This window comes from Duganella sp. Dugasp56, from assembly GCF_047304105.1.
Lineage (GTDB): Bacteria > Pseudomonadota > Gammaproteobacteria > Burkholderiales > Burkholderiaceae_D > Rugamonas > Rugamonas hordei.
Window position 1 is genome coordinate 1 of record NZ_JBGLYQ010000043.1, and the last position, 22606, is coordinate 22606.

General features: G+C 65.9%; 21 protein-coding genes. 4 read left to right on the top strand and 17 right to left on the bottom strand.

Annotated elements, in window-relative coordinates:
- From ACCD07_RS25205 to ACCD07_RS25225, 5 genes are all read right to left on the bottom strand, one after another.
- The coding region (locus ACCD07_RS25205) for a sigma-54-dependent transcriptional regulator (RefSeq protein ID WP_413448910.1) at positions 1–1121 on the bottom strand (1121 nt) is incomplete at its 3' end.
- Positions 1118–2992 (bottom strand): sensor histidine kinase, encoded by a 1875-nt coding sequence (locus tag ACCD07_RS25210; RefSeq protein WP_413448911.1) that lies wholly within the window; start codon positions 2990–2992, stop codon positions 1118–1120. The genes ACCD07_RS25210 and ACCD07_RS25205, both read right to left, overlap by 4 nt.
- Positions 2993–3028: 36 nt before the next feature.
- A complete protein-coding gene (locus ACCD07_RS25215) occupies positions 3029–4024 on the bottom strand; it encodes a porin (RefSeq protein ID WP_413448912.1) in 996 nt (331 codons plus the stop codon).
- 26 nt (positions 4025–4050) lie between these two features.
- On the bottom strand, positions 4051–5322 hold the full coding sequence (locus tag ACCD07_RS25220) for a dicarboxylate/amino acid:cation symporter (protein WP_413448913.1): 1272 nt from the start codon (positions 5320–5322) through the stop codon (positions 4051–4053).
- Positions 5323–5546: 224 nt separating this feature from the next.
- The gene (locus ACCD07_RS25225; RefSeq protein WP_413448914.1) at positions 5547–6497 is read right to left on the bottom strand and encodes a sulfurtransferase; all 951 of its coding nucleotides are present in this window, start codon (positions 6495–6497) and stop codon (positions 5547–5549) included.
- Positions 6498–6722: 225 nt separating this feature from the next.
- On the opposite strand from ACCD07_RS25225, the gene ACCD07_RS25230 reads away from it, so the two are divergent.
- Positions 6723–8363, top strand: coding sequence for a diguanylate cyclase domain-containing protein (locus tag ACCD07_RS25230; RefSeq protein ID WP_413448915.1), 1641 nt, complete (start codon positions 6723–6725; stop codon positions 8361–8363).
- A gap of 17 nt (positions 8364–8380) precedes the next feature.
- Here ACCD07_RS25230 and ACCD07_RS25235 read toward each other — a convergent pair whose 3' ends face one another.
- The 5 genes from ACCD07_RS25235 to oxc form a co-directional block, all read right to left on the bottom strand.
- On the bottom strand, positions 8381–9319 hold the full coding sequence (locus ACCD07_RS25235; protein ID WP_413448947.1) for a Gfo/Idh/MocA family protein: 939 nt from the start codon (positions 9317–9319) through the stop codon (positions 8381–8383).
- A gap of 91 nt (positions 9320–9410) precedes the next feature.
- A complete protein-coding gene (gene moaB, locus ACCD07_RS25240) occupies positions 9411–9920 on the bottom strand; it encodes a molybdenum cofactor biosynthesis protein B (RefSeq protein WP_413448916.1) in 510 nt (169 codons plus the stop codon).
- Between the two features lie 8 nt (positions 9921–9928).
- Complete coding sequence (locus ACCD07_RS25245; protein ID WP_176654001.1) at positions 9929–10372, bottom strand: PAS domain-containing protein; 444 nt, start codon at positions 10370–10372, stop codon at positions 9929–9931.
- Positions 10373–10436: 64 nt separating this feature from the next.
- Positions 10437–11690: a formyl-CoA transferase gene (frc, locus tag ACCD07_RS25250; protein WP_176654000.1), complete on the bottom strand. Its 1254-nt coding sequence runs from the start codon at positions 11688–11690 to the stop codon at positions 10437–10439.
- 28 nt (positions 11691–11718) lie between these two features.
- The gene (oxc, locus tag ACCD07_RS25255; protein ID WP_413448917.1) at positions 11719–13428 is read right to left on the bottom strand and encodes an oxalyl-CoA decarboxylase; all 1710 of its coding nucleotides are present in this window, start codon (positions 13426–13428) and stop codon (positions 11719–11721) included.
- Between the two features lie 173 nt (positions 13429–13601).
- Here oxc and ACCD07_RS25260 point away from each other — a divergent pair, with 173 nt between their 5' ends.
- Both ACCD07_RS25260 and ACCD07_RS25265 read left to right on the top strand, forming a co-directional pair.
- Entirely contained in the window at positions 13602–14210 is a 609-nt protein-coding gene (locus ACCD07_RS25260) for a Crp/Fnr family transcriptional regulator (protein ID WP_176653998.1), read from the top strand.
- 199 nt (positions 14211–14409) lie between these two features.
- Positions 14410–14574: a hypothetical protein gene (locus ACCD07_RS25265; RefSeq protein WP_176653997.1), complete on the top strand. Its 165-nt coding sequence runs from the start codon at positions 14410–14412 to the stop codon at positions 14572–14574.
- A gap of 54 nt (positions 14575–14628) precedes the next feature.
- Here ACCD07_RS25265 and ACCD07_RS25270 read toward each other — a convergent pair whose 3' ends face one another.
- The 4 genes from ACCD07_RS25270 to ACCD07_RS25285 form a co-directional block, all read right to left on the bottom strand.
- Entirely contained in the window at positions 14629–15639 is a 1011-nt protein-coding gene (locus ACCD07_RS25270) for a 2-dehydropantoate 2-reductase (RefSeq protein WP_176653996.1), read from the bottom strand.
- A gap of 17 nt (positions 15640–15656) precedes the next feature.
- Positions 15657–16424 carry a fumarylacetoacetate hydrolase family protein gene (locus ACCD07_RS25275; RefSeq protein ID WP_176653995.1) on the bottom strand — a complete coding sequence of 256 codons (768 nt, stop codon included), beginning with the start codon at positions 16422–16424 and terminating at the stop codon, positions 15657–15659.
- Positions 16425–16568: 144 nt separating this feature from the next.
- Complete coding sequence (gene oxlT, locus ACCD07_RS25280) at positions 16569–17939, bottom strand: oxalate/formate MFS antiporter (protein WP_176653994.1); 1371 nt, start codon at positions 17937–17939, stop codon at positions 16569–16571.
- A 281-nt stretch (positions 17940–18220) separates the two neighbouring features.
- The gene (locus ACCD07_RS25285) at positions 18221–18559 is read right to left on the bottom strand and encodes a hypothetical protein (RefSeq protein WP_176653993.1); all 339 of its coding nucleotides are present in this window, start codon (positions 18557–18559) and stop codon (positions 18221–18223) included.
- 123 nt (positions 18560–18682) lie between these two features.
- Here ACCD07_RS25285 and ACCD07_RS25290 point away from each other — a divergent pair, with 123 nt between their 5' ends.
- Entirely contained in the window at positions 18683–19603 is a 921-nt protein-coding gene (locus tag ACCD07_RS25290) for a LysR family transcriptional regulator (RefSeq protein WP_413448918.1), read from the top strand.
- Here the strand turns inward: ACCD07_RS25290 and ACCD07_RS25295 are convergent.
- Genes ACCD07_RS25295 through frc (ACCD07_RS25305) form a run of 3 tightly spaced genes read right to left on the bottom strand, consistent with a single transcriptional unit; the run spans position 19600 to position 22350 of the window.
- Positions 19600–20535: a histone deacetylase family protein gene (locus ACCD07_RS25295; RefSeq protein WP_413448919.1), complete on the bottom strand. Its 936-nt coding sequence runs from the start codon at positions 20533–20535 to the stop codon at positions 19600–19602. The two genes, ACCD07_RS25290 and ACCD07_RS25295, sit on opposite strands and share 4 nt — an antisense overlap.
- Positions 20532–21113: a TIM barrel protein gene (locus tag ACCD07_RS25300; RefSeq protein ID WP_353402550.1), complete on the bottom strand. Its 582-nt coding sequence runs from the start codon at positions 21111–21113 to the stop codon at positions 20532–20534. The genes ACCD07_RS25295 and ACCD07_RS25300 overlap by 4 nt, the downstream gene beginning before the upstream one ends.
- Positions 21103–22350 carry a formyl-CoA transferase gene (frc, locus tag ACCD07_RS25305; RefSeq protein ID WP_176653990.1) on the bottom strand — a complete coding sequence of 416 codons (1248 nt, stop codon included), beginning with the start codon at positions 22348–22350 and terminating at the stop codon, positions 21103–21105. The genes ACCD07_RS25300 and frc (ACCD07_RS25305) overlap by 11 nt, the downstream gene beginning before the upstream one ends.
- Positions 22351–22606: the final 256 nt, after the last annotated feature.

Here is a 22606-nt window from a genome sequence, read left to right on the forward strand (position 1 = left end):
TACGACAGCGCCGGCACGCCGATCGGCACCGGCCGCTTGCTGCCGGACGGCCACATCGGCCGCATGGCCGTGCGCCACGGCGCGCGCGGCCCCGGCACCGGCGGCGCCGCGCGTTTGTCGCGCGCCGCCGCCCCCAGCAGGAAGTGCTCGAACAGCAGCGGGATATCCTCGCGCCGTTCGCGCAGCGGGGGCAGGTTCAGCACGATCAGGTTCAGGCGGTAGTACAGATCGCTGCGGAATTTCTGCTGGTCCGACCACTCCTTCAGATCGACCTTGGCGGCGGCGATCACGCGCACGTCCACCGGCACCGGGCTGTTGGAGCCGAGCCGCTCGACGTAGCGCTCCTGCAGCACGCGCAGCAGCTTGACCTGCAGCGCCATCGGCAGGCTCTCGATCTCGTCGAGGAACAGCGAGCCGCCGTCGGCATGCTCGATCTTGCCGATCTGGCGCTTGCCGGCGCCGGTGAAGGCGCCCGGCTCGTGGCCGAACACTTCGCTCTCGAAGATGGTCTCCGGGATGGCGCCGCAATTCAGGGCAACGAAATGGCGCTTGTGGCGGCGGCTGAACTGGTGCAGGCAGCGCGCCACCATTTCCTTGCCGGTGCCCGTTTCGCCGTAGATCAGCACATCGGCCGGTTCGTCGGCCAGGTCGAGGATCAGGCGGCGCAGGTCGCGCATCGCGGCCGAATCGCCCAGCAGCGTGGCCTCGATGCCGACGCCGTGCTCGATGCGGTGGCGCAGCGCGGCCACCTCCAGCATCAGCCGGCGCGTTTCCACGGCGCGCTGCACCACCTCCGCCAGCTGCTCGGATGAATACGGCTTGGCGATGAAGTCGTAGGCGCCGTCGCGCATGGCGCCGACCGCCATCGTGATGTCGCCGTGGCCGGTCACCAGCACCACCGGCAGTTGGGCGTCGATGGCGCGCGCCGCCGCCATGAATTCCAGCCCGCTCATGCCGGGCAGGCGCACGTCGCTGACCACCACGCCGGCGAAACCGGGCGTGATGCGGGCCAGCGCCGGTTCGGCGGCGTGGAAGGCTTCCACCTCGAACCCGGCCAGGTCCAGCGCCTGCGCGCTGCCGGCGCGCACGGTGGCGTCGTCTTCAATCAATAATACTTTCATGCTGTCTCCTGTGCCGCGAGCGGCAATTCTATGATGAACCGGGCGCCGCCGGCGGCGGTGGTTTCCACGCGCAGCACGCCGCCCGATTCGCGCACGATCTGCTCGGAGATCGCCAGTCCCAGTCCCAGGCCCTTGCCCTGCGCCTTGGTGGTGAAAAACGGTTCGAACAAATGGGCGCGGATGTCTTCCGGTATCCCCGGTCCGGTATCGGCCACCGCGATCAGCGTCCGGGTGAAGGTGGCGTCGACAGTGACGGTCAGCTGGCGCGTCTCGCTGTCGGCCATGGCGTCCAGCGCGTTGTTGAACAGGTTGACCAGCACCTGCTCCAGCCGGTTGCTGTCGCACAGCGCCCGCACGTCCGGGCTCAGCATCGACATGCGGAAATTGACCCGCTCCTGCTCCACCCGCCGCTCGACCAGGAACAGCGCGGCGGTGACGGCGGCGGCCACCGGCGCCGGCGTCGGACTGGCGTCGGCCTTGCGGGCGAACTGGCGCAGCTGGCCAGTCAGCGCGCCCATGCGGCCGACCAGCTGCGAAATGGTCACCAGGTTGGACCTGGCCTCGTCCAGCCGGCCGCGCTCGATCAGCACCTGCGCGTTGTCGGACATGGTGCGCAGCGCCGTCAGCGGCTGGTTCAGCTCATGCGTGATGCCGGCCGACATCTGGCCCAGCACCGCCATCTTGCCGGCCTGTACCAGCTCGCTCTGCGCCTGCCGCAGTTTTTGCTCGGCCTGGCGGCGCACGGCGTTTTCCTCGCTGAGGTTGTGCGTCATTTTCTGCAGGCTGGAGGTGCGCTCGGCCACCATGGTTTCCAGGTGATCGTAGGCACGCTGCAAATCCTCGCGCGCGCGCAGCCGCTGGCGACCGAGGCGGCGCCGCTGCCGCAGATACAGCACCAGCAGCAGCACCAGCGCCTGCACCAGCAAGGCGACCACGAAGGCATTGCGGGCGCTGGCCTGCGCCGGCCCCAGGTCGGACAGGTAGACGAAATGCCAGTTGCGCGGCGCCAGCGAACGGCCTTGGCTCAGCATGCGGGCGGACCCGGACGGCGTCGGCGGAGGCGCGGCCACGATGGCGGCGCCGCCGTCGAGCGGGCGCAGTTCGCGCATGCCCAGCGGCGTCAGCGCGTGCGAAAAATACTGGCGCGAGGTTTCCAGCTCCCGCAGCACCTCCGGCGTCAGCGGCGCCAGCGTGCGGTACTTCCATTCCGGCACCGAGCTGAGAAACACCACGCCATGCGCATCGGCCAGCAGCACCTTGTCGGCGCCCTGCTCCCAGCCCTTTTCCAGCGACTCGATATTGACCTTGACGGTGGCCACGCCCAGCATGCGGCCGTTGTGATAAATCCCGTGGGCGAAAAAATAGCCCGGTTCGCCGCGCGTGGTGCCGACGCCGTAAAAGCCGCCGGGGGCGCGCCGCAGCGCGTCGCGCACGTAGGGCCGGAACGCGACGTTGTCGCCGACAAAGCTGTCCGCCTCGCGCCAGTTGCTGGCCGCCTGCGTCACGCCCTGCAGGTTGACGATGTAGATGGTGGTCGATTTGGACCGGCGGTTGAGCTGCTCAAGGTAGGCGTTGACCTCGGCCCGCAAGGCCTCGTCGCCGGGCTCGCGCAGCAGCGCGATCACGTCCTTGCTGAGCTCCAGCGTGCCGGGCAGGAAATCGTACTTCGACAGCAGGTTCTCCAGGCTGACCGCGTAGCCGTCGAGCCGCTGGGCGCCGGCCACGCGCAGCTTGTCGATGGCCACGTTCTCCATCCAGCGCCACGCCAGCCCTGCCAGCGCCAGGCCGCAGGCCAGCAGCACCGCCCACCGCGCCAGGCGCAGCAGCCGGCGGCCTGGCCGCGACGGCGCGGCGGTGTGCGATGCTGCCATAGTCTTCCTTGCATTCTCTGTCATCCGAAGTTGACATTAAAACACATGACGTACACCCAGGTTCATTCCGGTGGTACCGGAACCGGTGTCGATGGCGGTGCCGACCCGGAAAGCGGCGCCGTTGCGGTTGATGATGTGACCGTAGGCCGCATACAGGTCGGTGCGGCGCGACAGCGGGTGGCTGTAGCCCAGCGCCGCCTGCCGCGCGTGCTGGCGCAGCCCCGAGCCGTCGTGATGATCGATCAGCGAGGCGATCACTTTGTCGCCGCCCAGCGCCGCGGTGAAACCCAGCAGCGTATCGCGGCTGTCGTTGCCCAGCAGGTCGCGGTTGCGCGCGTGCGCCACGTGGCCGGTCACTTCGCCGAAGCGGTAGCGCCCCACCAGCATGGTGTTGCGGCTGTGCGCGGTGGCGCCGCTGTTGTCGCGCCGCTGGTGCGCGATCACCACGCTCAGCTGGCCGTTTTCGTAGCTGCCGCTGGCGCCGAGGTAGCGGTTGCCGGCGCTGTCGCCGGCCGTCTCGCCGAAGCCGTACTGCACGTCGGCCGCGAAGCCGCCGGTGCGCGGCGTGATGTACTCGACCGTGTTGTCGGCCCGCGAATTATTGGCGAACAGGTTTTGCGCATTGCCCGCCATGCCGGTGACGAAGGGGTCGGCCACATTGTTGAGCGCTTTGTAGAACGGCGTGTACTGGCGGCCGATGCTCAGCGCCCCGGCCCGGCCGGTCAGGCACAGCAAGGCCTGGCGGCCGAACAGCAGGCCGCCCTGCCCGGCGGCGCCGGTATCGAGGGCGTAGCCGTTTTCCAGGATGAAGGTCAGCGTCAGGCCGTCGCCCAGGTCTTCCTTGCCCCGGAAGCCGATGCGCGAGCCGGAGGCCACGCCGCTGCTGACCTTCTCCACCGAACCGGCGCTGCCGCCCCGTTCCAGCACCAGGCCGGCGTCGGCCACGCCATACACGGTGACCGACGATTGCGCCTGCGCGCCCAGCGTAACCAGCCCCAGCGCCATGGCGCTCAAGATGTACTTTTGAATCAATTCAATCTCCTCTTTTATATTTTTATTCAAGCCGCGCGCATTTCGGCGACGGTCGATGCCTGAGGCTCCGGGTCCAGCGCGCCTTCCCACTTGGCGACGACGGCGGTGGCGACCGCGTTGCCGACCGCATTGGTGGCCGAGCGGCCCATGTCGAGGAACTGGTCGATGCCCATCAACAGCAGCAGGCCGGCTTCCGGAATATGGAACTGGTTCAGCGTGGCGGCGATCACCACCAGCGACGCGCGCGGCACGCCGGCGATGCCTTTCGAGGTCACCATCAGCAACAGCAGCATGGTGATCTGGGTGCCGAGCGAGAGCTCGATGCCGTAGGCCTGGGTGATGAACAGCACGGCGAAGGTGCAGTACATCATCGAGCCGTCCAGGTTGAAGGAATAGCCCATCGGCAGCACGAAGCTGGAGATCTTGCGCTGCACGCCGAAGCGGTCCAGCGCCAGCAGCAGCTTGGGATAGGCCGCCTCGGAACTGGCGGTGGAAAACGCCAGCAGGAAGGGTTCGCGTATCAGCCCGATCAGGCGGAACACGCGCTTGCCGAGGAACAGGAAGCCGCCCAGCACCAGCAAGGCCCACAGGCACGCCAGGCCGAGGTAGAAGCCGCCCATGAATTTGGCGAAGGTGGCCAGGATGCCGAGGCCGTTGGTGGTGATGACCGAGGCCATCGCCGCGAACACCGCCAGCGGCGCCAGGTTCATGATGGCGCCGGTAATGCGCAGCATCACTTGCGCCAGCTGGTCGATCACGGCGGTCAGTTTGGCGCCCGCCTCGCCCAGCGCGCCCAGCGCGCTGCCGAAGAAGACGGCGAACACCAGCACCTGCAGGATTTCATTGTTGGCCATCGCCTCGATCGGCGACTTCGGCACCATGTGGGCGACAAATTCCTTGAGCGTGAAGGCCGAGGTTTTAAGACCCGTGGCGGCGTCGATCGGCGGCAGCGGCAGGCCCAGATGGGCGCCCAGCTGCATCAGGTTAGACAGCAGCATGCCCAGGGTCAGCGACGCCAGCGAGGCGATCACGAACCAGCCCATGGCCTTGATGCCGACGCGGCCGGCAGCCTTGGCGTCGCCCATGTGGGCGATGCCGACCGCCAGGGTCGAGAACACCAGCAGCGAGATGATCATCTTGATCAGACGCAGGAACACGTCGGTGACGATGGAGATGTGGCTGGCGATGTCGGCGCTGAGCTTCTTGTCGGGGAAGGTTTCGTGGCAGGCGTAGCCGACCAGCACACCTAGGATCATCGCGACCAGGATGTAGAGCGTTAATGGGCGTTTCTTTTTCACTTGGCTTCTCCAGTTTCTTGTTGTCGTGGGCCCCGGCGGCTGCCGCGGGTGCGACATAGATAGCAATGGCTGTGCCAGCCGCTTGCGCACCAAAAATCCGCAGCAAGCTCTTGATTACTAAAGAAATTCTTTGTGGAAATAGCAATGCGGGATCAGCCGCCATCCAGGAATCTGGATGGCCGGCGGGTCGTTTGTATGGAAAGTTGGAAAGTGCCCGGCGGAGCTCAGCAACGCTGGCCGGAGGCGGAAGCGTCGCTGGCCAGGCCGTGGTGGTGGCTCCATTCGAACCAGCCGCCGTCGTAGACGCTGATTTGCGGCCAGTCCATCAGCCAGGCATAGAAGAACGCCATCGACGCGCGCCAGCCGGTGCCGCAGTAGAAGGCGATCGGCCGGCCGGGCACGATGCCGCTGGCGGCCCATTGCGCGGCGATGGCGGCCGCCGGTTTCATGCTGCCGTCGGCCAGCTGGTAGGCGCTCATGCTGTTGACGTCGCCGTCCTCGCCGGCCCGGCCCCAGCGCGCGCCCGGGATGTCGCCCCGCGCCACGATGTAGCTGTAGCCGGAGACCTTGCCGGTGAACTCGGCCTCGGTGCGGATGCTGGCCAGCACGCCGTCTTGCCGGCGCAGCAAGGCCTGCACCTGCGCGGTGTCCACCATGTATTCGGGATGGGCCGGGAACGCGGCGCCGAAATCGGCCGCCGGGACCACGCCGCCCGGCGCGCCCGGCCCCCGCTCGCACGGATGGCCGCCGGCCAGCCACAGCGCGTAGCCGCCGTCCAGCAGGCGCACGTCGGCCACGCCCGCGTATAGCAGCAGGTGGGCGGCGCGGGCGGCGGCGAGGTTGTTGCGGCCGTACAGTATCACCGTGGTGTCGTGGCGCAGGCCGCGCGCCAGCAGCAGCGCCAGCAAGGCGTCGTCCGCCACCTTGTTCCACAGCGGCTGCTGTTCGATGTCGCAGGTGTCGAGGTAGCCGGCGCCGGGAATGTGGCCCTGCTCGAACAGCGCGGCGCCGCCGCAGCCGACTTCGATCAGCCGCCAGCCGGCCGCCGGCGCCCCGTGCACCCGCGCGCCGGACGCCAGCGCCGCCAGCCACGCGGACGTGACCAGCTGGCGCCCACGGATCAGGTCCGGGCGAAAGTCGGCGGCGGCAATATTGTCGGGATGGTCAAGGCTCATGGGCAAACGGCGGACAGGGCACGGTATTTTACGCGATGGCGCGGTGCGGTCCCGCTGTTGCTCCTCGACTACATGGGTTTTATTTCCCAGCAGAAATTTCTCCAAGGTCTATAATGAATGGGTAAGCGGCCCCTTCCCAAGTCTCGAGGCGACCGCGTATCCGGCCCCTACCATCGGCCGGACATAATTGATGCGCGACACGATCGCGCGTACGGGGGAGACATCGTGGGGCCATTTCTCCGCGTGCTGCACAGCTTCAAATTCAAGGTGACCGCCACGGTCACGTTGATGGTGTTGATCGCCGCCACAGGCGTGGGCGGCGTGTCGCTGCTGATTTCCGAGGCCGAGATGCGGCCGGTGCTGGCGGCGCAGGAACTGTCGCTGCTGAACAGTGCCGCCGCCTACATCGACAACGACCTGCAAAACAAGCAGAAGCTGCTCAAGTCGGCCATCGAAACGCGCCGCGGCCACGATCTGAAACTCGACGACATCCAGGAAATGCTGGAAGCGCACAACACGCTGCGCGACGAGTTCTTCAACGTCTCCGCGTTCGACATGGACGGCACCATCATCGCCAACCTGAACGACCGCCGCCGCAAGGGCTCGATCAACGCCTCGACGCGCAAGTACTTCCAGGACACCGTGCGGCTCAGGGAAGGCCTGGTCTCCGAACCGTTCCGCAGCGCCATGACCAACAAGGCGGTGGTGGTCGTCACCCAGCCGCTGGAAAATGAACAGGGCGAGATCATCGCGGTGCTGGTCGGCTCGGTCGACCTGCTGCGGCCATCGTTTTCGGGCCAGATGGACGCCCTCAGCCAGGCCGGCGGCGGCTATCTGTTCATCGTCACCGCCGACGGCGTCGTGGTGCACCATCCGAACAAGGACTTCCTGCTGCGCCAGCAACCGGGCGGCACCGAAGTGCTGATCGACGCGGTGCTGAGCTCGCCCGAGGGCTGGCAGGACGATCTGCTGGACGAAGGCGTGCCGACGCTGCTGGTGCACAAACGCCTGAGCCGCGTCGACTGGACGGTGGCGCTGGCGCGGCCGCTGCGCAGCGTGTTTGCGCCGCTGCTCAGCATCCGCCTGCGGGCGCTGGCCGCCATTTCAATGATCACGCTGTGCGCGGCGTTCTTCGGCTGGGTCATCATCAAGGGGCTGCTGCGGCCGCTCGGCACGCTGCGCCTGCATGTCGAGCGGATCGACAGCGATCCCACCGACGTGGTCGCGCTGGAGACCGACCGGCTGGACGAGTTCGGCCTGCTGAGCCGCGCCTTCCAGAACCTGACGCGGCGCCGCGAGCAGGTGGAAAAGGACTTGCAGCTGCTGGCCACCACCGACGCCCTGACCGGTGTGCACAACCGGCGCATGTTCGACGCCTTCCTGCCGACCGCGCTGGCGCGGGGCGACCGCGCCGGCCAGCCGGTGGGCCTGGCCATGCTGGACATCGACAAGTTCAAGCTGATCAACGACACCCACGGCCATGCCGCCGGCGACGCCGTGCTGATCGAGTTCGCGCGCCGCCTGTCGGGGGCCGTGCGCGCCACCGATACCGTGGCGCGGCTGGCCGGCGATGAATTCGTCGTGGTGTTCGAGCAGCTGTCGTCGCCGTCGGAGATCAACGTGCTGGGCCAGCGCATCATCAGCGCGATGGCCGAGCCGTTCGATATCGGCGGGCTGAAGCTGTCGGTGACCGCCAGCGTCGGCATCGCCGTCACCAGCGCGCCCCACACCCAGCCGGACGAGGTGCTGAAGTCGGCCGACGAGGCGCTGTACGGCGTCAAGGCGGCCGGCCGCAACGGCTACGCCGTCAACATGGTCGGCGCCGAGCGGGTGCTGCGCGTGCGGACCGCCGGCAAGGTCGGCTGAACCCGGCCTTCGGTACTTCAGTCGTGGAAGGCGTCGACGACGCTGCGCTTGCCCAGCATGAAGGCGTCGGCCACGTGGCGCAGCGGCGACACATCGACGTCCGAGCGCCCTGCCCGGACCAGTTCGGCGAAGCGGTGGTACAGCGATGGATATTCCGCCTCCTTGTCCAGCGGCTGCTCGACGCCGCCGATCCACAGGCGCGCACCGCCGTCACTGAGCTTGAGCTCACCCGCCGCCGTGCCGACGATGATGTCCCAGCTTTGCTTGCCGGTCTGGCGCCAGTCGAACTCGGCGTGCACCGGCATGCCGGCGGCATCCTGGAAGTGCAGCTGCGCGGCGATGGGCGCGTCGCGGTTTTCCGGGAATTCCAGCGTGGCCCGGTTGAGGAAGATCAGCGATGGCAGGATTTCGGTGACGATGGACAGCGCGTTGATGCCCGGATCGAACACGCCCAGGCCGCCGGCCTGCCAGATCCATTCCTGGTTCGGATGCCAGTGGCGCACGTCTTCCTTCCACACCACGTGCATGCTGGTCGGCGCATGCTGGGCCAGATACGCCTTGGCCGGCTGGACCGCCGGCGCGTAGCGCGAATGCCAGCTGGTGAACAAGGTCAATCCCTTGGATGCCGCCAGCGCCTCGAGGTCGGCCACTTCCGACAGCGTGGCGCCGGGCGGTTTTTCCAGGAACACGTGCTTGCCGGCCGACAGCGCCGCATGCGCGGCCTGATAACGGTACTGCGGCGGCATGCACAGCGACACCGCTTCGATATCGGGCACGGCGGCCAGCATGTCTTCGATCGAGCGGAAGCCCGGCAGGCCCTCGACCGTGTTGTTGCGGCTGGCCGAGGCGATCAGCTGGAAATCGGCATTGGCGGCGACGGCCGGCAGGTGCTGGTCGTGGACGATCTTGCCGACGCCGACGATCGCGAGCTTGATAGCTGAATTAGTAGCTGACATCATGGTTCTTTCATAAGCTGAGGGGTAGCATGGCCGCCATGCTACGGCGCCGCTTGCAGCTTAACCAATGATTTTTATGCAGGCAAATATACTAATTTGACATGGAAGCAAGGTGGGAGGCGAAGTTGCAGGGTTTATGGCGGCTGTCCAGCTGTTCGGCCAGGATGCCGTCCCAGGCCAGCGCGCAGGCGCCGGTCGATCCCGGCAGGCAGAAGATCAGCTTGCCGTTGGCGAAGCCGGCCAGTGTCCTGGCCTGCATGGCGGACGTGCCGACGTCGGCATACGACAGCTGCCGCATCAGTTCGCCGAAGCCGGGCACTTCGCGGTCCAGCAGCGGCAGCACCGCTTCCGGCACCACGTTGTTGGCGGCGTAGCCGGTGCCGCCGTTCATCAGCACCACCTGCACCTCGCTGTCGGCGATGCAGTCGCTCAACACGCGCCGGAGCTGGTAGAGGTTGTCGGTGACGATGGCGCGCCGCAGCAGCCGGTGGCCGGCGGCCTGCAGGCGTTGCGCCAGCAGGTCGCCGGACGTGTCGTCGGCGGCGGTGCGGCTGCCGCTGACGGTGAACACGACGCAGCGCAGGGAAATGCGGTCGGCCATGGCGCGATCTAGGTCAGCGTCGAAGCCGGAGCCGCCGCCGCTTCCAGCTGCGCCAGACGGACGCGCAACTGGCGCTCCTCGGCCCAGCGCACGGTTTCGTCGCGGACCACGGCCACGATGGCCGTCACCTTGCGGGCGTCGTCGTACAGCATCGCCACCGTGAACGCGATCGACAAGGTGCGGCCATCCTTGTGCAGCGCCGGCACGCGCAGCACGTCGCTGCCGTAGCGGGTCTGGCCGGTGGCCATGGACTTGTTGTAGCCGTCCCAGTGGCGCCCCCGCTGGCGTTCCGGAATGATCAGGTCGAGCGACTTGCCCAGCGCGTCGTCGCGCGTGAAACCGAACATGCGCACCGCGGCATCGTTCCACACGATGATCGCGCCGGCGGCGTCGCACACCACCACCGCGTCGCCGACGGCCTCGACCAGCTGCTGGTAATCTGTTGTCTGCATGGCTGTCTCCAAAAATGAACGAGGGCGGAACCAGGTCCGCCCTTCTCGGTCTGCTAGTTGCCTATCATACCGCCGACGCGGCGTGCAGCGCGGCGATTTCCTTGGAACTGTAGCCCAGCGTTTCCAGCACTTCGTTGGTGTGCTCGCCCAGCAGCGGCGAGCCGGTGATTTCCACCTTCAGGTCGGAGAACTTGATCGGGCTGCCGACGGTCAGGTACTTGCCGCGTTCCTTGTGGTCGACCTCGGTGATCGTGCCGCTCTCGCGCAGCGACGGGTCGTTGGCCAGCTCCTTCATCGTCATCACCGGCGCGCAAGGAATGTCGAACTTGCGCAGCACGTTGACCGCCTCGAACTTGGTCTTGTCGGCCAGCCAGGCTTCGATGGTGCCGAAGATGTCGAAGATCTTGTCCTGGCGCGCCGCGGCGGTCATGTAGGCGGGATCCTCGATCCACTCCGGCTTGCCGATGGCGCGGCAGATCGGCGCCCAGGCGTGGCCCTGGATGGTGAAGTAGATGTAGGCGTTCTTGTCGGTCTCCCAGCCCTTGCACTTGAGCACCCAGCCCGGCTGGCCGCCACCGCCGGCGTTGCCGCCGCGCGGCACCACGTCGGTGAAGCTGCCGTGCGGGTACTGTGGATATTCTTCCAGGTAGCCGATGCGGTCCAGGCGCTGCTGGTCGCGCAGCTTGACGCGGCACAGGTTCAACACGCTGTCCTGCATCGACACGGCCACCTTCTGGCCCTTGCCGCCGTTGCGGTTGCGGGCGTGCAGCGCGGTCAGGATGCCGATCGCCAGGTGCATGCCGGTGTTGCTGTCGCCCAGCGCGGCGGCGCTGACGGTCGGCGGGCCGTCGTCGAAGCCGGTGGTCGAGGCGGCGCCGCCGGCGCACTGCGCCACGTTTTCATACACCTTCAAGTCTTCGTAGTGGTGGCCGTCGCTGAAGCCCTTGACCGACGCAACGATCATGCCCGGGTTCAGTTCGCGGATGTGTTCCCAGGTGAAGCCCATGCGGTCCAGCGCGCCGGGGCCGAAGTTTTCCACCAGCACGTCGGACTGCTTGATCAAGCGGGTCAGCACTTCCTTGCCTTCCGGGGTCTTGGTGTCCAGGGTCAGCGACTTCTTATTGCTGTTCAACATGGTGAAGTACAGGGCGTCGACGCCGGGAATGTCGCGCAATTGCGAGCGGGTGACGTCACCTGCGCCCGGGCGCTCGACCTTGATCACATCGGCGCCATACCAGGCCAGCAGCTGGGTGCAGGCCGGACCGGCTTGCACGTGGGTGAAATCGATGATCTTGATGCCTTCTAACGGTTTAGTCATGATGTCTAGTCTCCTGGTGTAATTAGACTTACTTCTTGCCTGCAGTGCTGGGATTCAGGTTGGTCAGGCGGCCGCTCTCGGTGCCCGCGGTTTCGTCGATGACGGCGTTGATCAGCGTCGGCTTGCCTGATGCAATCGCTTCCGTCAGCGCCTTGGTCATTTCCTCCGGGTTGGTGACGTGGTAGCCGACGCCGCCGAAGGCCTCGATCATCTTGTCGTAGCGGGCGTTCTTGACGAACACGGTCGGCGCCACATCCTTGCCGCCGGTCGGGTTGACGTCGGTGCCGCGGTAGACGCCGTTGTTGTTGAAGACGATGGTGACCACCGGCAGTTCATAGCGGCAGATGGTTTCCAGCTCCATGCCGGAGAAGCCGAACGCGCTGTCGCCCTCGATCGCCACCACCGGCTTGCCGCTGGTGACGGCGGCGCCGATCGCGTAGCCCATGCCGATGCCCATGATGCCCCAGGTGCCGGAGTCGAAACGCTTGCGCGGCTCGTACATGTCGATGATGCTGCGGGCGAAGTCCAGCGTGTTGGCGCCTTCGTTGACGACGTTGATGTCGGGCCGCGTCTTGAGCACGTCGCGGATGGCCCGCAGCGCGCTGTGGAAGTTCATCGGCGACGGATTCTGGTTCAACAGCGAAGCCATCTTGGTCAGGTTCTTGTCCTTGCGCTCGGCGATGGCGCCGGTCCAGGCCGCGTCAGGCTTGCCGTGGCCGCCGCTGCGGATACCGGTCAGCAGCGCCGACACGCAGGAACCGATGTCGCCGATCAGCGGCGCGGCGATCGCCACGTTGCTGTCGATTTCGGTCGGCGAGATGTCGATCTGGATGAACTGCTTGGGCACGCCCCAGGTCTTGCCCTTGCCGTGCGCCAGCAGCCAGTTCAGGCGGGCGCCGACCAGCACCACCACGTCGGCTTCGGCCAGCACGTAGGAACGGGCGGCCGAGGCCGACTGCTCGTGGGTGTCGGGCAGCAGGCCCTTGGCCATCGACATCGGCAGGTAGGGAATGCCGGACTCTTCAACCAGCGCGCGGATGTCGGCGTCGGCCTGGGCGTAGGCGGCGCCCTTGCCCAGCAGGATCAGCGGCTTTTTCGCGCCCTTCAGCAGGTCCAGCGCGCGCTGCACCGAGTCCGGCGCAGGAATCTGGCGCGGCACCGGATCGACCACCTTGACCAGCGACTTGCGGCCGTGCTCGGCATCGATGACTTGCGCCAGCAGCTGCGCCGGCAAGTCCAGGTAGACGCCGCCGGGACGGCCCGAGACGGCGGCGCGGATCGCGCGCGCCACGCCGATGCCGATGTCCTCGGCCTTGTTGATGCGGTACGAGGCCTTGGCGTACGGCTTGGCGGCGTTCAGCTGGTCCATCTCTTCGTAGTCGCCCTGCTGCAGGTCGACGATTTCACGCTCGCTCGAACCGCTGATCAGTATCATCGGGAAGCAGTTGGTGGTGGCGTTGGCCAGCGCGGTCAGGCCGTTGAGGAAGCCAGGCGCCGACACGGTCAGGCAGATGCCGGGCTTCTGCGTCATGTAGCCGGCGATGGCGGCGGCGTTGCCCGCGTGCTGCTCATGACGGAAGCCGATGAAGCGCATGCCTTCAGCCTGCGCCAGGCGCGCCAGGTCGGTGATCGGAATGCCCACCAGGCCGAAGATGGTGTCGATGTCGTTGTGTTTCAGTGCATCGATTACCAGGTGAAAACCGTCGGTCTGTTCGGATGACTGTGTGTTATTTGTCATGATGAGTGTCTCTTATATTGGTTTAATGAAGGTCCTGCCACGCGACTCCCCGGTTACACGGTCCGGGCTAGTTGTTGGGGCCATCATAGCGAGCGCACTTGTTTTCTCTCATTGACCGCGGTCAATTTTCATCGGAAGATGTCCAACATTTCAAAATAAGTATCGAACAATCTATGACGCTGTTGGCTAGCCATCCTGAACGCAACATCATCCGTGTCCAACTTCGGCAGAACCTGGTCCTGAAGGAGCTGCGCGACAGCGAGATGGCGTCGCTCGAACCCTTCCTCACCATCGTCGACTACCAGAAAGGCGACCTGCTGCTGAACCAGGGCGTGCACGAGATGGAGCAGTACTTCATCCTCGACGGCGTGCTCAAGCGCGTGGTGACCAACCAGGAAGCCAAGGAAATGATCTTGCGCTTTGCGGCCGAGCGCGACATCGAGACCAGCTACGCGGCCTGGCGCCTGAAAACGCCGACGCCGTACAGCATCGTCGGCGTGACCAAGGTGCGCGTGGCCAAGCTGCCGATGCCGCAGTGGGTGGCGTTTTTGGAAAGCCACACGCAGATCAAGCACAATTTCGAGTTCGAGGTGATGCGGCTGATGAGCGAGATCATGGGCCATACCATCACCCTGCATCTGCTCGACGCGCCCGGGCGGGTGCACCGTTTCGTGCGCAAGCACCCGGAATTGTTCGAGCGCTTGCCGAAGAAACAACTGGCGTCGTACCTGAACCTGTCGCCGGAGACGCTCAGCCGTTTGAAAAATCAAGGTAAAATCTGACGGAACGCCAGTGAAAACTTGACCGCGGTCAAGTTTCCCGAAATTAGAAATATCAGGCTAAAGCGCATTTCTCATAGATATTATTCAGAAATTGCATATCTGATATAGGGGCTCGCAATTAGCGGCGGGCGGCCGGCCTGCCTATACTCGTTTCATACCCAACGCGTTGGCACCGATTTTTATCTTAAAGGAAACTACCATGACCACCATTACCAACAAACAAACCATTCCAGGCACCGCACCGGCGGCCCCGTTCAGCCTGATCGGCTTCATCGAGACCCTGCTGGCCGTGCGCCTGCGCGAGCAGCTGGACGCCGACACCAAGGGCGACAAGTCGGACGCCGCCTTCCACTGGGGCATGTAATATTCGATAAAAAGCCGCCTGCCCGCGCGACGCGGACAGGCGGCTTTTTTTCGTTCAAGCCACCTTCAGCAGCCGCACCTGGCCGCTTTCCTCGGCCATGGTGCGCTCCAGCAGCTTGACCAGCGCGTAGACCGAATCGATATGCGGCGTCGGCGTGCCGGTCAGCCTACCCAGCTCCACCACCGAGCCCACCAGCGCGTCGATCTCCGGCCCCCTGCCCGCCTCGATATCCATCAGCATCGAGGTCTTGTGCTGGCCCACCTTTTCCGCGCCGGCGATGCGTTTTTCCAGGGTCACGCGGAAGCTGATGCCCAGCTTGGCCGCGATGGCCTGCGCCTCGCGCATCATGTCGGCCGCCAGCTCGCGCGCCAGCGGGAACTGGCAGATGTCGACCAAGGTCGAGTGCGACAGCGCGCTGATCGGGTTGAAGGTCAGGTTGCCCCACAGCTTGAGCCAGATCTCGGCGCGGATGTCCTCCAGCACCGGCGCCTTGAAGCCGGCGCGCGTCAGGCACTCCGACACCATGTGCACCCGCTCGCTGTTCGAGCCGTCCAGCTCGCCCACCGGGAAGCGCTCGCCCTCGACGTGCCGCACCACGCCCGGCGCCACCAGTTCCGACGCCGGGTAGACCACGCAGCCGATCACCCGTTCCGGCGGGATCAGCGTGCTCAGGTCGCCGTCCGGATCGACGCTGCGCACATGGCGTCCCGCCAGCTCGCCGCCGTGGCGGTGGAAATACCAGTACGGGATGCCGTTCTGCATGGTCACCACGCAGGTGTCCGGGCCGAACAGCTTGTGCAGCTGTCCCGCCACCGCCGCCACCTGGTGCGCCTTCAGCGCCAGGATGACGATGTCCTGCGGCCCGGCGGCCGCATAGTCGTCGGTGGCCTTCACGTTGGTGGCAACCCGCTCCACGCCGTCATGGGCGATCAGCTTGATGCCGTTGCCGCGTATCGCCGCCAGGTTGGCGCCGCGGACCAGGAACGTCACATCCTCCCCCGCCAGCGCCAGCATCGCTCCCACATACCCCCCTATCGCTCCCGCGCCTACTATTGCGATCTTCATGTTGCTGCTCCTTGGTTTTACTCGAAACGGTTGCTGAGCTTGCCAATGCCGTCGATCTCAACCTCGATGATGCTGCCCGGCCGCATCGAACCGACGCCGACCGAGGTGCCGCACAGCAGGATGTCGCCCGGATCCAGCGTCATGTCGCGTGAAATCCGGCTGACCAGCTGGGCCACCGAAAACACCATGTCGTTGATCGGGTAGTCCTGCCGCACTTCGCTGTTGAGGAAGGTGCGCACCACCAGCATGGCCGGGTCCAGCCCGGTGGCGATCACCGGGCCGAACGGGCAGAAGGTATCGAAGCCCTTGGCCCGCACCCACTGCGGGAAGGTCGGATCGCGCTTGATGATGTCGTTGACGGTCACATCATTGGCACAGGTATAGCCAAATACGTATTGCATCGCGTCTTCTTCGGCGACGTTGAAGCAGGTCTGGCCGATGACGATGGCCAGCTCGCCTTCGAACGCCACCTTGGCGTCGCACAGCGGCTGGCGGATCGTGCCACCGGGCGCCAGGTAGGAATTCGGGGTCTTCAGCAGGTACAGCGGCTCGGGCGGCGGTTCCAGCCCCAGCTTTTGGCCCAGCGCGTGGAAGTTGTTCCACATCGCCAGCACCTTGCCCGGCACCACGGGCGTCAGCAGCGTCACATCGTCGATGTGCAGGCAGTACGGGGTCATGGTCGGATAGTCGAACATGTCGCCCTGGTAGACCCGGATCTTGTTGCCTTCCAGGGTACCGAAGCGCACCGTGTCAAGGTGCTGGAAACGCAGCCAGCGTTGTATCATTTTGGATTCTCCTTGGAGCGCTACGGGAGCGCGGCGACAGGCCGCGCGAGGGAGGGACGGCGGGCGGCGAGGTTCGCGGCGCGCCTTCCGGCACCGGACCGGCGTGGGCGGATGGCCCGGCCGGTCGGTGTTATGGCAGCCGGGTCAGCTTGCCTGCTTGCTGGCCAGCGGAACGCCGTCCATGTTGCGGCCGTGATAGCCGGTCGTGACCACCTTGTTCTCGTCGTCGTGGATGGCGTTGGCGTTTTCGATGAAGCGCTTGCGGGCCGGTGCCAGGATGAACTTGGCGGCGCAGGCGGCCAGTATCGTGATGCTGGCCGCGGCGATGAACACCCGGTCCCAGTTGCCGCCGGCCGACAGCACCGAGGCCAGCGGCACCAGCAGCGAAGCCGTGCCCTTGGCGGTGTACAGCGTACCGGCGTTGCCTGCGGCGAACTTGACGCCGTAGGTGTCGGCGCAGATGGCCGGGAAGATCGAGAAGATCTCGCCCCAGAACAGGAACAACAGCGCGGCGAACACCATGAAGGCGACCGGATCGTGGCCGAACTTCATCAGCCCGAGGATCGACAGGCCTTCACCCAGGAACACCACGAACATGGTGTTCTCGCGGCCCAGGCGGTCGGAGATGAAGCCGCACAGCGGACGGGTGAAGCCGTTGCACAGGTTGTCGATCGACAGCGTCATCGTCAGCAGCGGCAGCGTGATGCCGAACAGCGTGATCGGCAACTTGGCCAGCCCGTAGTCCTTGGCGATCGGGCCGATCTGCGCGGTGGCCATCAGGCCGCCGGCGGCGACGGCGACGAACATCGCATAGATCAGCCAGAACAGCGGCTGGCGTATCATCTTGCCGGTCGGGTAGTCGACCTTGGTGGTGACGATGCGCGGCGCCACCTGCACGCCACGCGGCGCCTTCGGCCGCACCATGAACATCGCCAGGATCAGGATCAGCACGCCCTGCAGGATGCCGAAGAACATGAACGCATGCTGGTAGCCCGAGTCCTGGATCATGTTACCGATGGGGATGACGGTGACCGCGGCGCCGGCGCCGAAGCCGGCGGCCGTCAAGCCGGCGGCCAAGCCGCGCTTGTCCGGGAACCACTTGAGCGCGTTGCCGACGCAGGTGCCGTAGACGCAGCCGGCGCCGATGCCGGCGATGACTGCCGCGATATACAGCTCGGTCAGCGTGGTGGCGCGGGAATCGATGATCCAGCCGGCCGCCGCGAACACGGCGCCGATGGCGACCACCGGACGCGGACCGAACTTGTCGACCAGCCAGCCTTCGACCGGCACCAGCCAGGTTTCAACCAGGATAAAAATGGAAAACGATAATTGAATGGCCGACAGGCCCCAGTGGTTCTGGGCCTCCATCGGCGTGACGAACAAAGTCCATGCGTACTGCAGGTTGGCGACCAACCCCATGCAAATGATGCCGAATACCAGCTGGACCCAGCGGTTGCTGGTTTTCCTGCTGTAGGCATCATGGTCAGTCAGATGCACTTGACTTGGATGGCTCATGACTTGTCTCCTTCTGGATCGCTGTGCGAATCTCTTGGTGTTATTGAATTACGTTATACAGGCTGGCCAGCATTGCCGCCAGACATGTTCCCTTTTTACCGAATCGTGGAAGCTCAACTCTGTCGGCCCCGCCTGTTTCGCTTCAAGGCCGCCGGAGAATGAGCCGATTGTGGAAGATGCGTCCCGCGAAATCCTTGACCGCGGTTAAGAATCAGAAACTTGTATTTATTTCAAATTGGCAACTGACTTTTGATTGGCTTTGGAATGACTTCGGGCCGGACTCAAAAGCCGATGTCGCCGTGCTGGAACACCGCCCAGTTGGTCATTGCGGCGGACGGGTCGGCGCCGGCGCCGGTGCTTTTTTCCAGGCAGCGCGCCATCGTCACCTGGATCGCGTTGACCAGGAAGTCGGCGTCGTACACGCGCAGCATGTGCGGGTGGCGGCTCTCCAGGTAGCGGCGCAGGTGCGCGCGCTGGCTCTCCACGCACATCTGGCAATCGTAGTCGGCGCTGTCCCAATGCCAGCGCAGGCCCAGTTCGTAAAAGGCCGCGTTGTAGGCCTGGCGCTGCGCGTCGGCCAGGTCGGTGATATCGGCTTGCAAATAGCTCAGTGTGCTCATGTCTGCTCCTCCGTGTTTTTGAATTTGTCTGTTGACCAATGCATCGTAGGGCGTAACAATGATTAGGTATAGTTAAAGCTTTTTGGCATTTCCATTCACGATCCTGTATACATAGGCAGAACCATGAAACACGCGACGCTGCGCCAGTTGAAAGTGTTTGAAGCGGTGGCGCGCCACCTGAGTTTTTCGCGCGCGGCGGCCGAGCTGCACCTGACGCAGCCGGCGGTGTCGACCCAGATCAAGACGCTGGAAGGCCATGCCGGCCTGGTGCTGTTCGAACAACTGGGCAAGAAGGTGTACCTGACGCCGGGCGGCGCCGAGCTGCTGTACCACAGCCGCGCCATCATCCAGCAGTTCCAGGAGGCGGAGGACGCGCTGACGCAGTTCCGCGGCATCGCCGGCGGCAGGCTGAACGTGGCCGTCATCAGCGCCGGCGACTATTTCTTCCCGCGCCTGATGGTGGAGTTCGCGCGGCGCCATCCGGGCGTCAAGCTGAACCTGACGGTGCACAACCGCGCCGAACTGCTGGAGCAGCTGGTCAGCAACCAGACCGACCTGGCGGTGATGGTGCGCCCGCCGCAGCAGGCCGACGCCGCGCACGCGGCCTTCGCGCCCCACCCGTACGTGATCGTGGCGCCGACCCAGCACCCGCTGGCGGGCCAGCGCCGCATCGCCATCGAGCGCATCGTCAGCGAGCCGTTCGTGGTGCGCGAGCGCGGCTCGGATACGTGGAATTCAATGGAGGACGGCTTCGGCGCGCACCTGGAGCGGCTGAACGTGGCGATGGAGATCCGCAGCACGGAGACCATCAAGCAGGCCGTCATCGCCGGCATGGGCGTGGCCTTCCTGTCGGCGCACACCATCAGCCAGGAGCTGAAGGCCGGCAGCCTGGTGGTGCTGGAGGTCGAGGGTTTTCCGGTGATGCTGAACTGGTACGTGGTGCACCGCAAGAACAAGCGCCTGCCGCCGGTCGCGCTGGCGTTCAAGCAGTTCCTGCTCAGCGACGGCGCGGCGCTGATCGAGCAGTACCTGGCGCCGGCCTAGCCCATCAGGGCGCGCACGTGGGCGGCGGCGCCGCCGGCCAGCCCGCCGACGCTGTAGCCGCCTTCGAGGATGGAGACGATGCGGCCCTGCGCGGTGTCGGCGGCGATCGCCATCAGCTCTTGCGTGATCCAGTGGAAGTCGGCGTCCACCAGCTGCAGGCCGGCCAGCGGATCGTCGCGGTGGGCGTCGAAGCCGGCCGAGATCACCAGCAACTGCGGCGCCCAGGCGCGCAGCGCCGGCAGCATGTCGAGCCGCACGCGGTCGCGGAACATGGCCGAATTGCAGCCCGGCGGCAGCGGCACGTTGAGGATGTTGTTGCGGCTGCCGGTCTCGCTGCGCAGGCCGGTGCCCGGATACAGCGGCGACTGGTGGCACGACGCGTAGAACAGTCCCGGCAGCGGCGCGAACGCCGCCTGCGTGCCGTTGCCGTGGTGGACATCGAAATCTATCACCGCCACCCGCTCCAGCTGGTAGCTGCGGCTGGCGTGGGCGGCGGCGATGGCGGCCTGGTTGAAGATGCAGAAGCCCATCGCCCGGTCCGGCTCGGCATGGTGGCCGCACGGCCGGGTCGCGCAGAACACGTTGGCCGCCTCGCCCAGCATGACGTCGTCGATGCCGGCGCAGGCCGCGCCGATGCAGCGCATGACCGCCTGCCAGGAGCCGGGCGACAGCATGGTGTCGCCGCCGTCCAGCGGCACCGTGCCCCGCAGCGGCACCGCCTCGGAGACGGCGTCGTAATAATCGGCGTCGTGTATCAGTTCGGTCTGGGCGCGGGTGCCCAGCGGCGCCTCCTGCCAGTCCAGCGCGGCGAACTCGGGCGTCTTGAGCGCCTCCAGCACCACCGCCAGCCGCTGCGGCGATTCCGGGTGGCCCTCGCCCGGCTGGTGGTCGTAGCAATCGACGTGGGTGTAGATGCGGGTGTGCGGTTTCATGGATGGTCGCCCTGGTCGGGCAGGAACAGGTTGTCCGAGCCGGTGTCGCGGATGATGTCTAGCGCCTGGCCGCCGCCGGTGATGAAATAGCCCGGCTCGTTGGCCACGCCGAGCGCGTCGCGCAGCGCGATCTGCAGCGCGATGCCGTGCGGCTTGAGCAGCCCGGCGGCGTAGCGCAGATTGTCCACCAGGGTCAGCCGCGCCAGTTCCGGCGTGACGTCCGCCGGCTGCAGCCCGGCCAGGCAGCGCAGCTGGCGCACGCCCAGCGGCCGGGCGTAGCGGATCGCCTCTTCGACGCCGTAGCGGAACTCGCCGGTGCGCGAAGGATGGCAGGCGATGCCGCGCTCGCCGCCGCCCCAGTCGCCGGCCGGCAGGCAGTAGCGCACCAGCTGCAGGCCGTGGCTGCACAGCCGGTGCGCGATCTGCTCGACCGGATACGAGTACGGGAACAGGAATTCCACGCCCTCGAAGCCGGCCTGCGCGGCCGCTTCGAACCGGTCCAGGAAACCCAGCTCGCCGAACAGGATGTTCAGGTTGGCCGCGTGACCGGGCATGGCGCGCAGCTGCCTAGATGACACGTTCTTCACGCAGCGCGGCGATCTGCTGGGCGTTGTAGCCGAGTTCACGCAAGACCTCTTCGGTGTGCTCGCCCAGCAGCGGCGAGCGGGTGACCTCGGTGGCGCTGTCGGACAGCTTGATCGGATTGCCCACCGTCAGGTACTTGCCGCGCTCCGGATGATCGACCTCGACGATGGTGCCGCTGGCGCGCAGCGACGGTTCCTCGGCGATTTCCTTCATCGACAGGATGGGGCCGCAGGGAATGTCGAACTTGTTGAGGATGTCCATCACCTCGAACTTGGTGTGCTCGCGCGTCCACTCCTCGACCGTGGCGAAGATAGCCATCAGCCGCGGCAGGCGCGCGCGCGCGGTGGCGTAGTCGGGGTCGGTGATCCAGCCTTCGCGCCCGATCACCTGGCAGATCGCCGGCCACACCGGCGCCTGGGCGATGAAGTAGATGTAGGCGTTGGGATCGGTCTCCCAGCCCTTGCACTTGAGGATCCAGCCCGGCTGGCCGCCGCCGGAAGCGTTGCCGGCGCGCGGCACCGAGTCGCCGAAGGTGCCGTTGGCGAACTGCGGATATTCCTCCATCGTGCCGGTGCGTTCCAGCCGCTGCTGGTCGCGCAGCTTGACGCGACACAGGTTCAGCACCGCGTCCTGCATGGCGGTGTCGACCTTCTGCCCGCGGCCGCTGGCGTTGCGCTGGTACAGCGCGGTGACGATGCCGAGCGCCAGGTGCAGGCCGCTGCCGCTGTCGCCGATCTGCGCGCCGCTGACCACCGGCGGGCCGTCGTCGAAACCGGTGGTGGCCGCCGCGCCGCCGGCGCACTGGGCGACGTTCTCGTAGACCTTGCAATTCTGGTAGGGGCCGGGACCGAAGCCCTTGACCGAGGCCACGATCATGCGCGGGTTCAGTTCCTGGATGCGTTCCCAGCTGAAGCCCATGCGGTCCAGCGCGCCCGGGGCGAAGTTCTCGACCAGCACGTCGCAGTCCTTGATCAGGGTCTCCAGCACCTGCTTGCCCATGGCCTTCTTGGTGTCGAGCGTGATCGAGCGCTTGTTGTGGTTCAGCATGGTGAAATACAGGCTGTCGACGCCGGGAATGTCGCGCAGCTGGCCGCGCGTGGCGTCGCCCTCCCCGGCCCGTTCCACCTTGATCACGTCGGCGCCGAACCAGGCGAGTAATTGGGTGCAGGTCGGCCCCGACTGCACATGGGTGAAGTCCAGGACGCGCACCCCGTCTAATGCTTTGCTCATGTTACTGTCTCCAAACATTTATAATTTTTTCGTTAGTATGCGCCGCGCGGGCGCACACTTGGCTAACTTAATTTTGCTGCGGCGCGGGATGGAGCGAATACGGGAATGCGCCAGATTTGAACCCATCATAGGCAAGGCATGTGTAAATGCTCATTGACCGCGGTCAAGATTCGCCAGATGGCCGCAACGCCGTCCGTCTTGCGGAAAATTGACTGCGGTCATGGTGATTTTTCCGGGCCCGCGCCTACCATCGGCT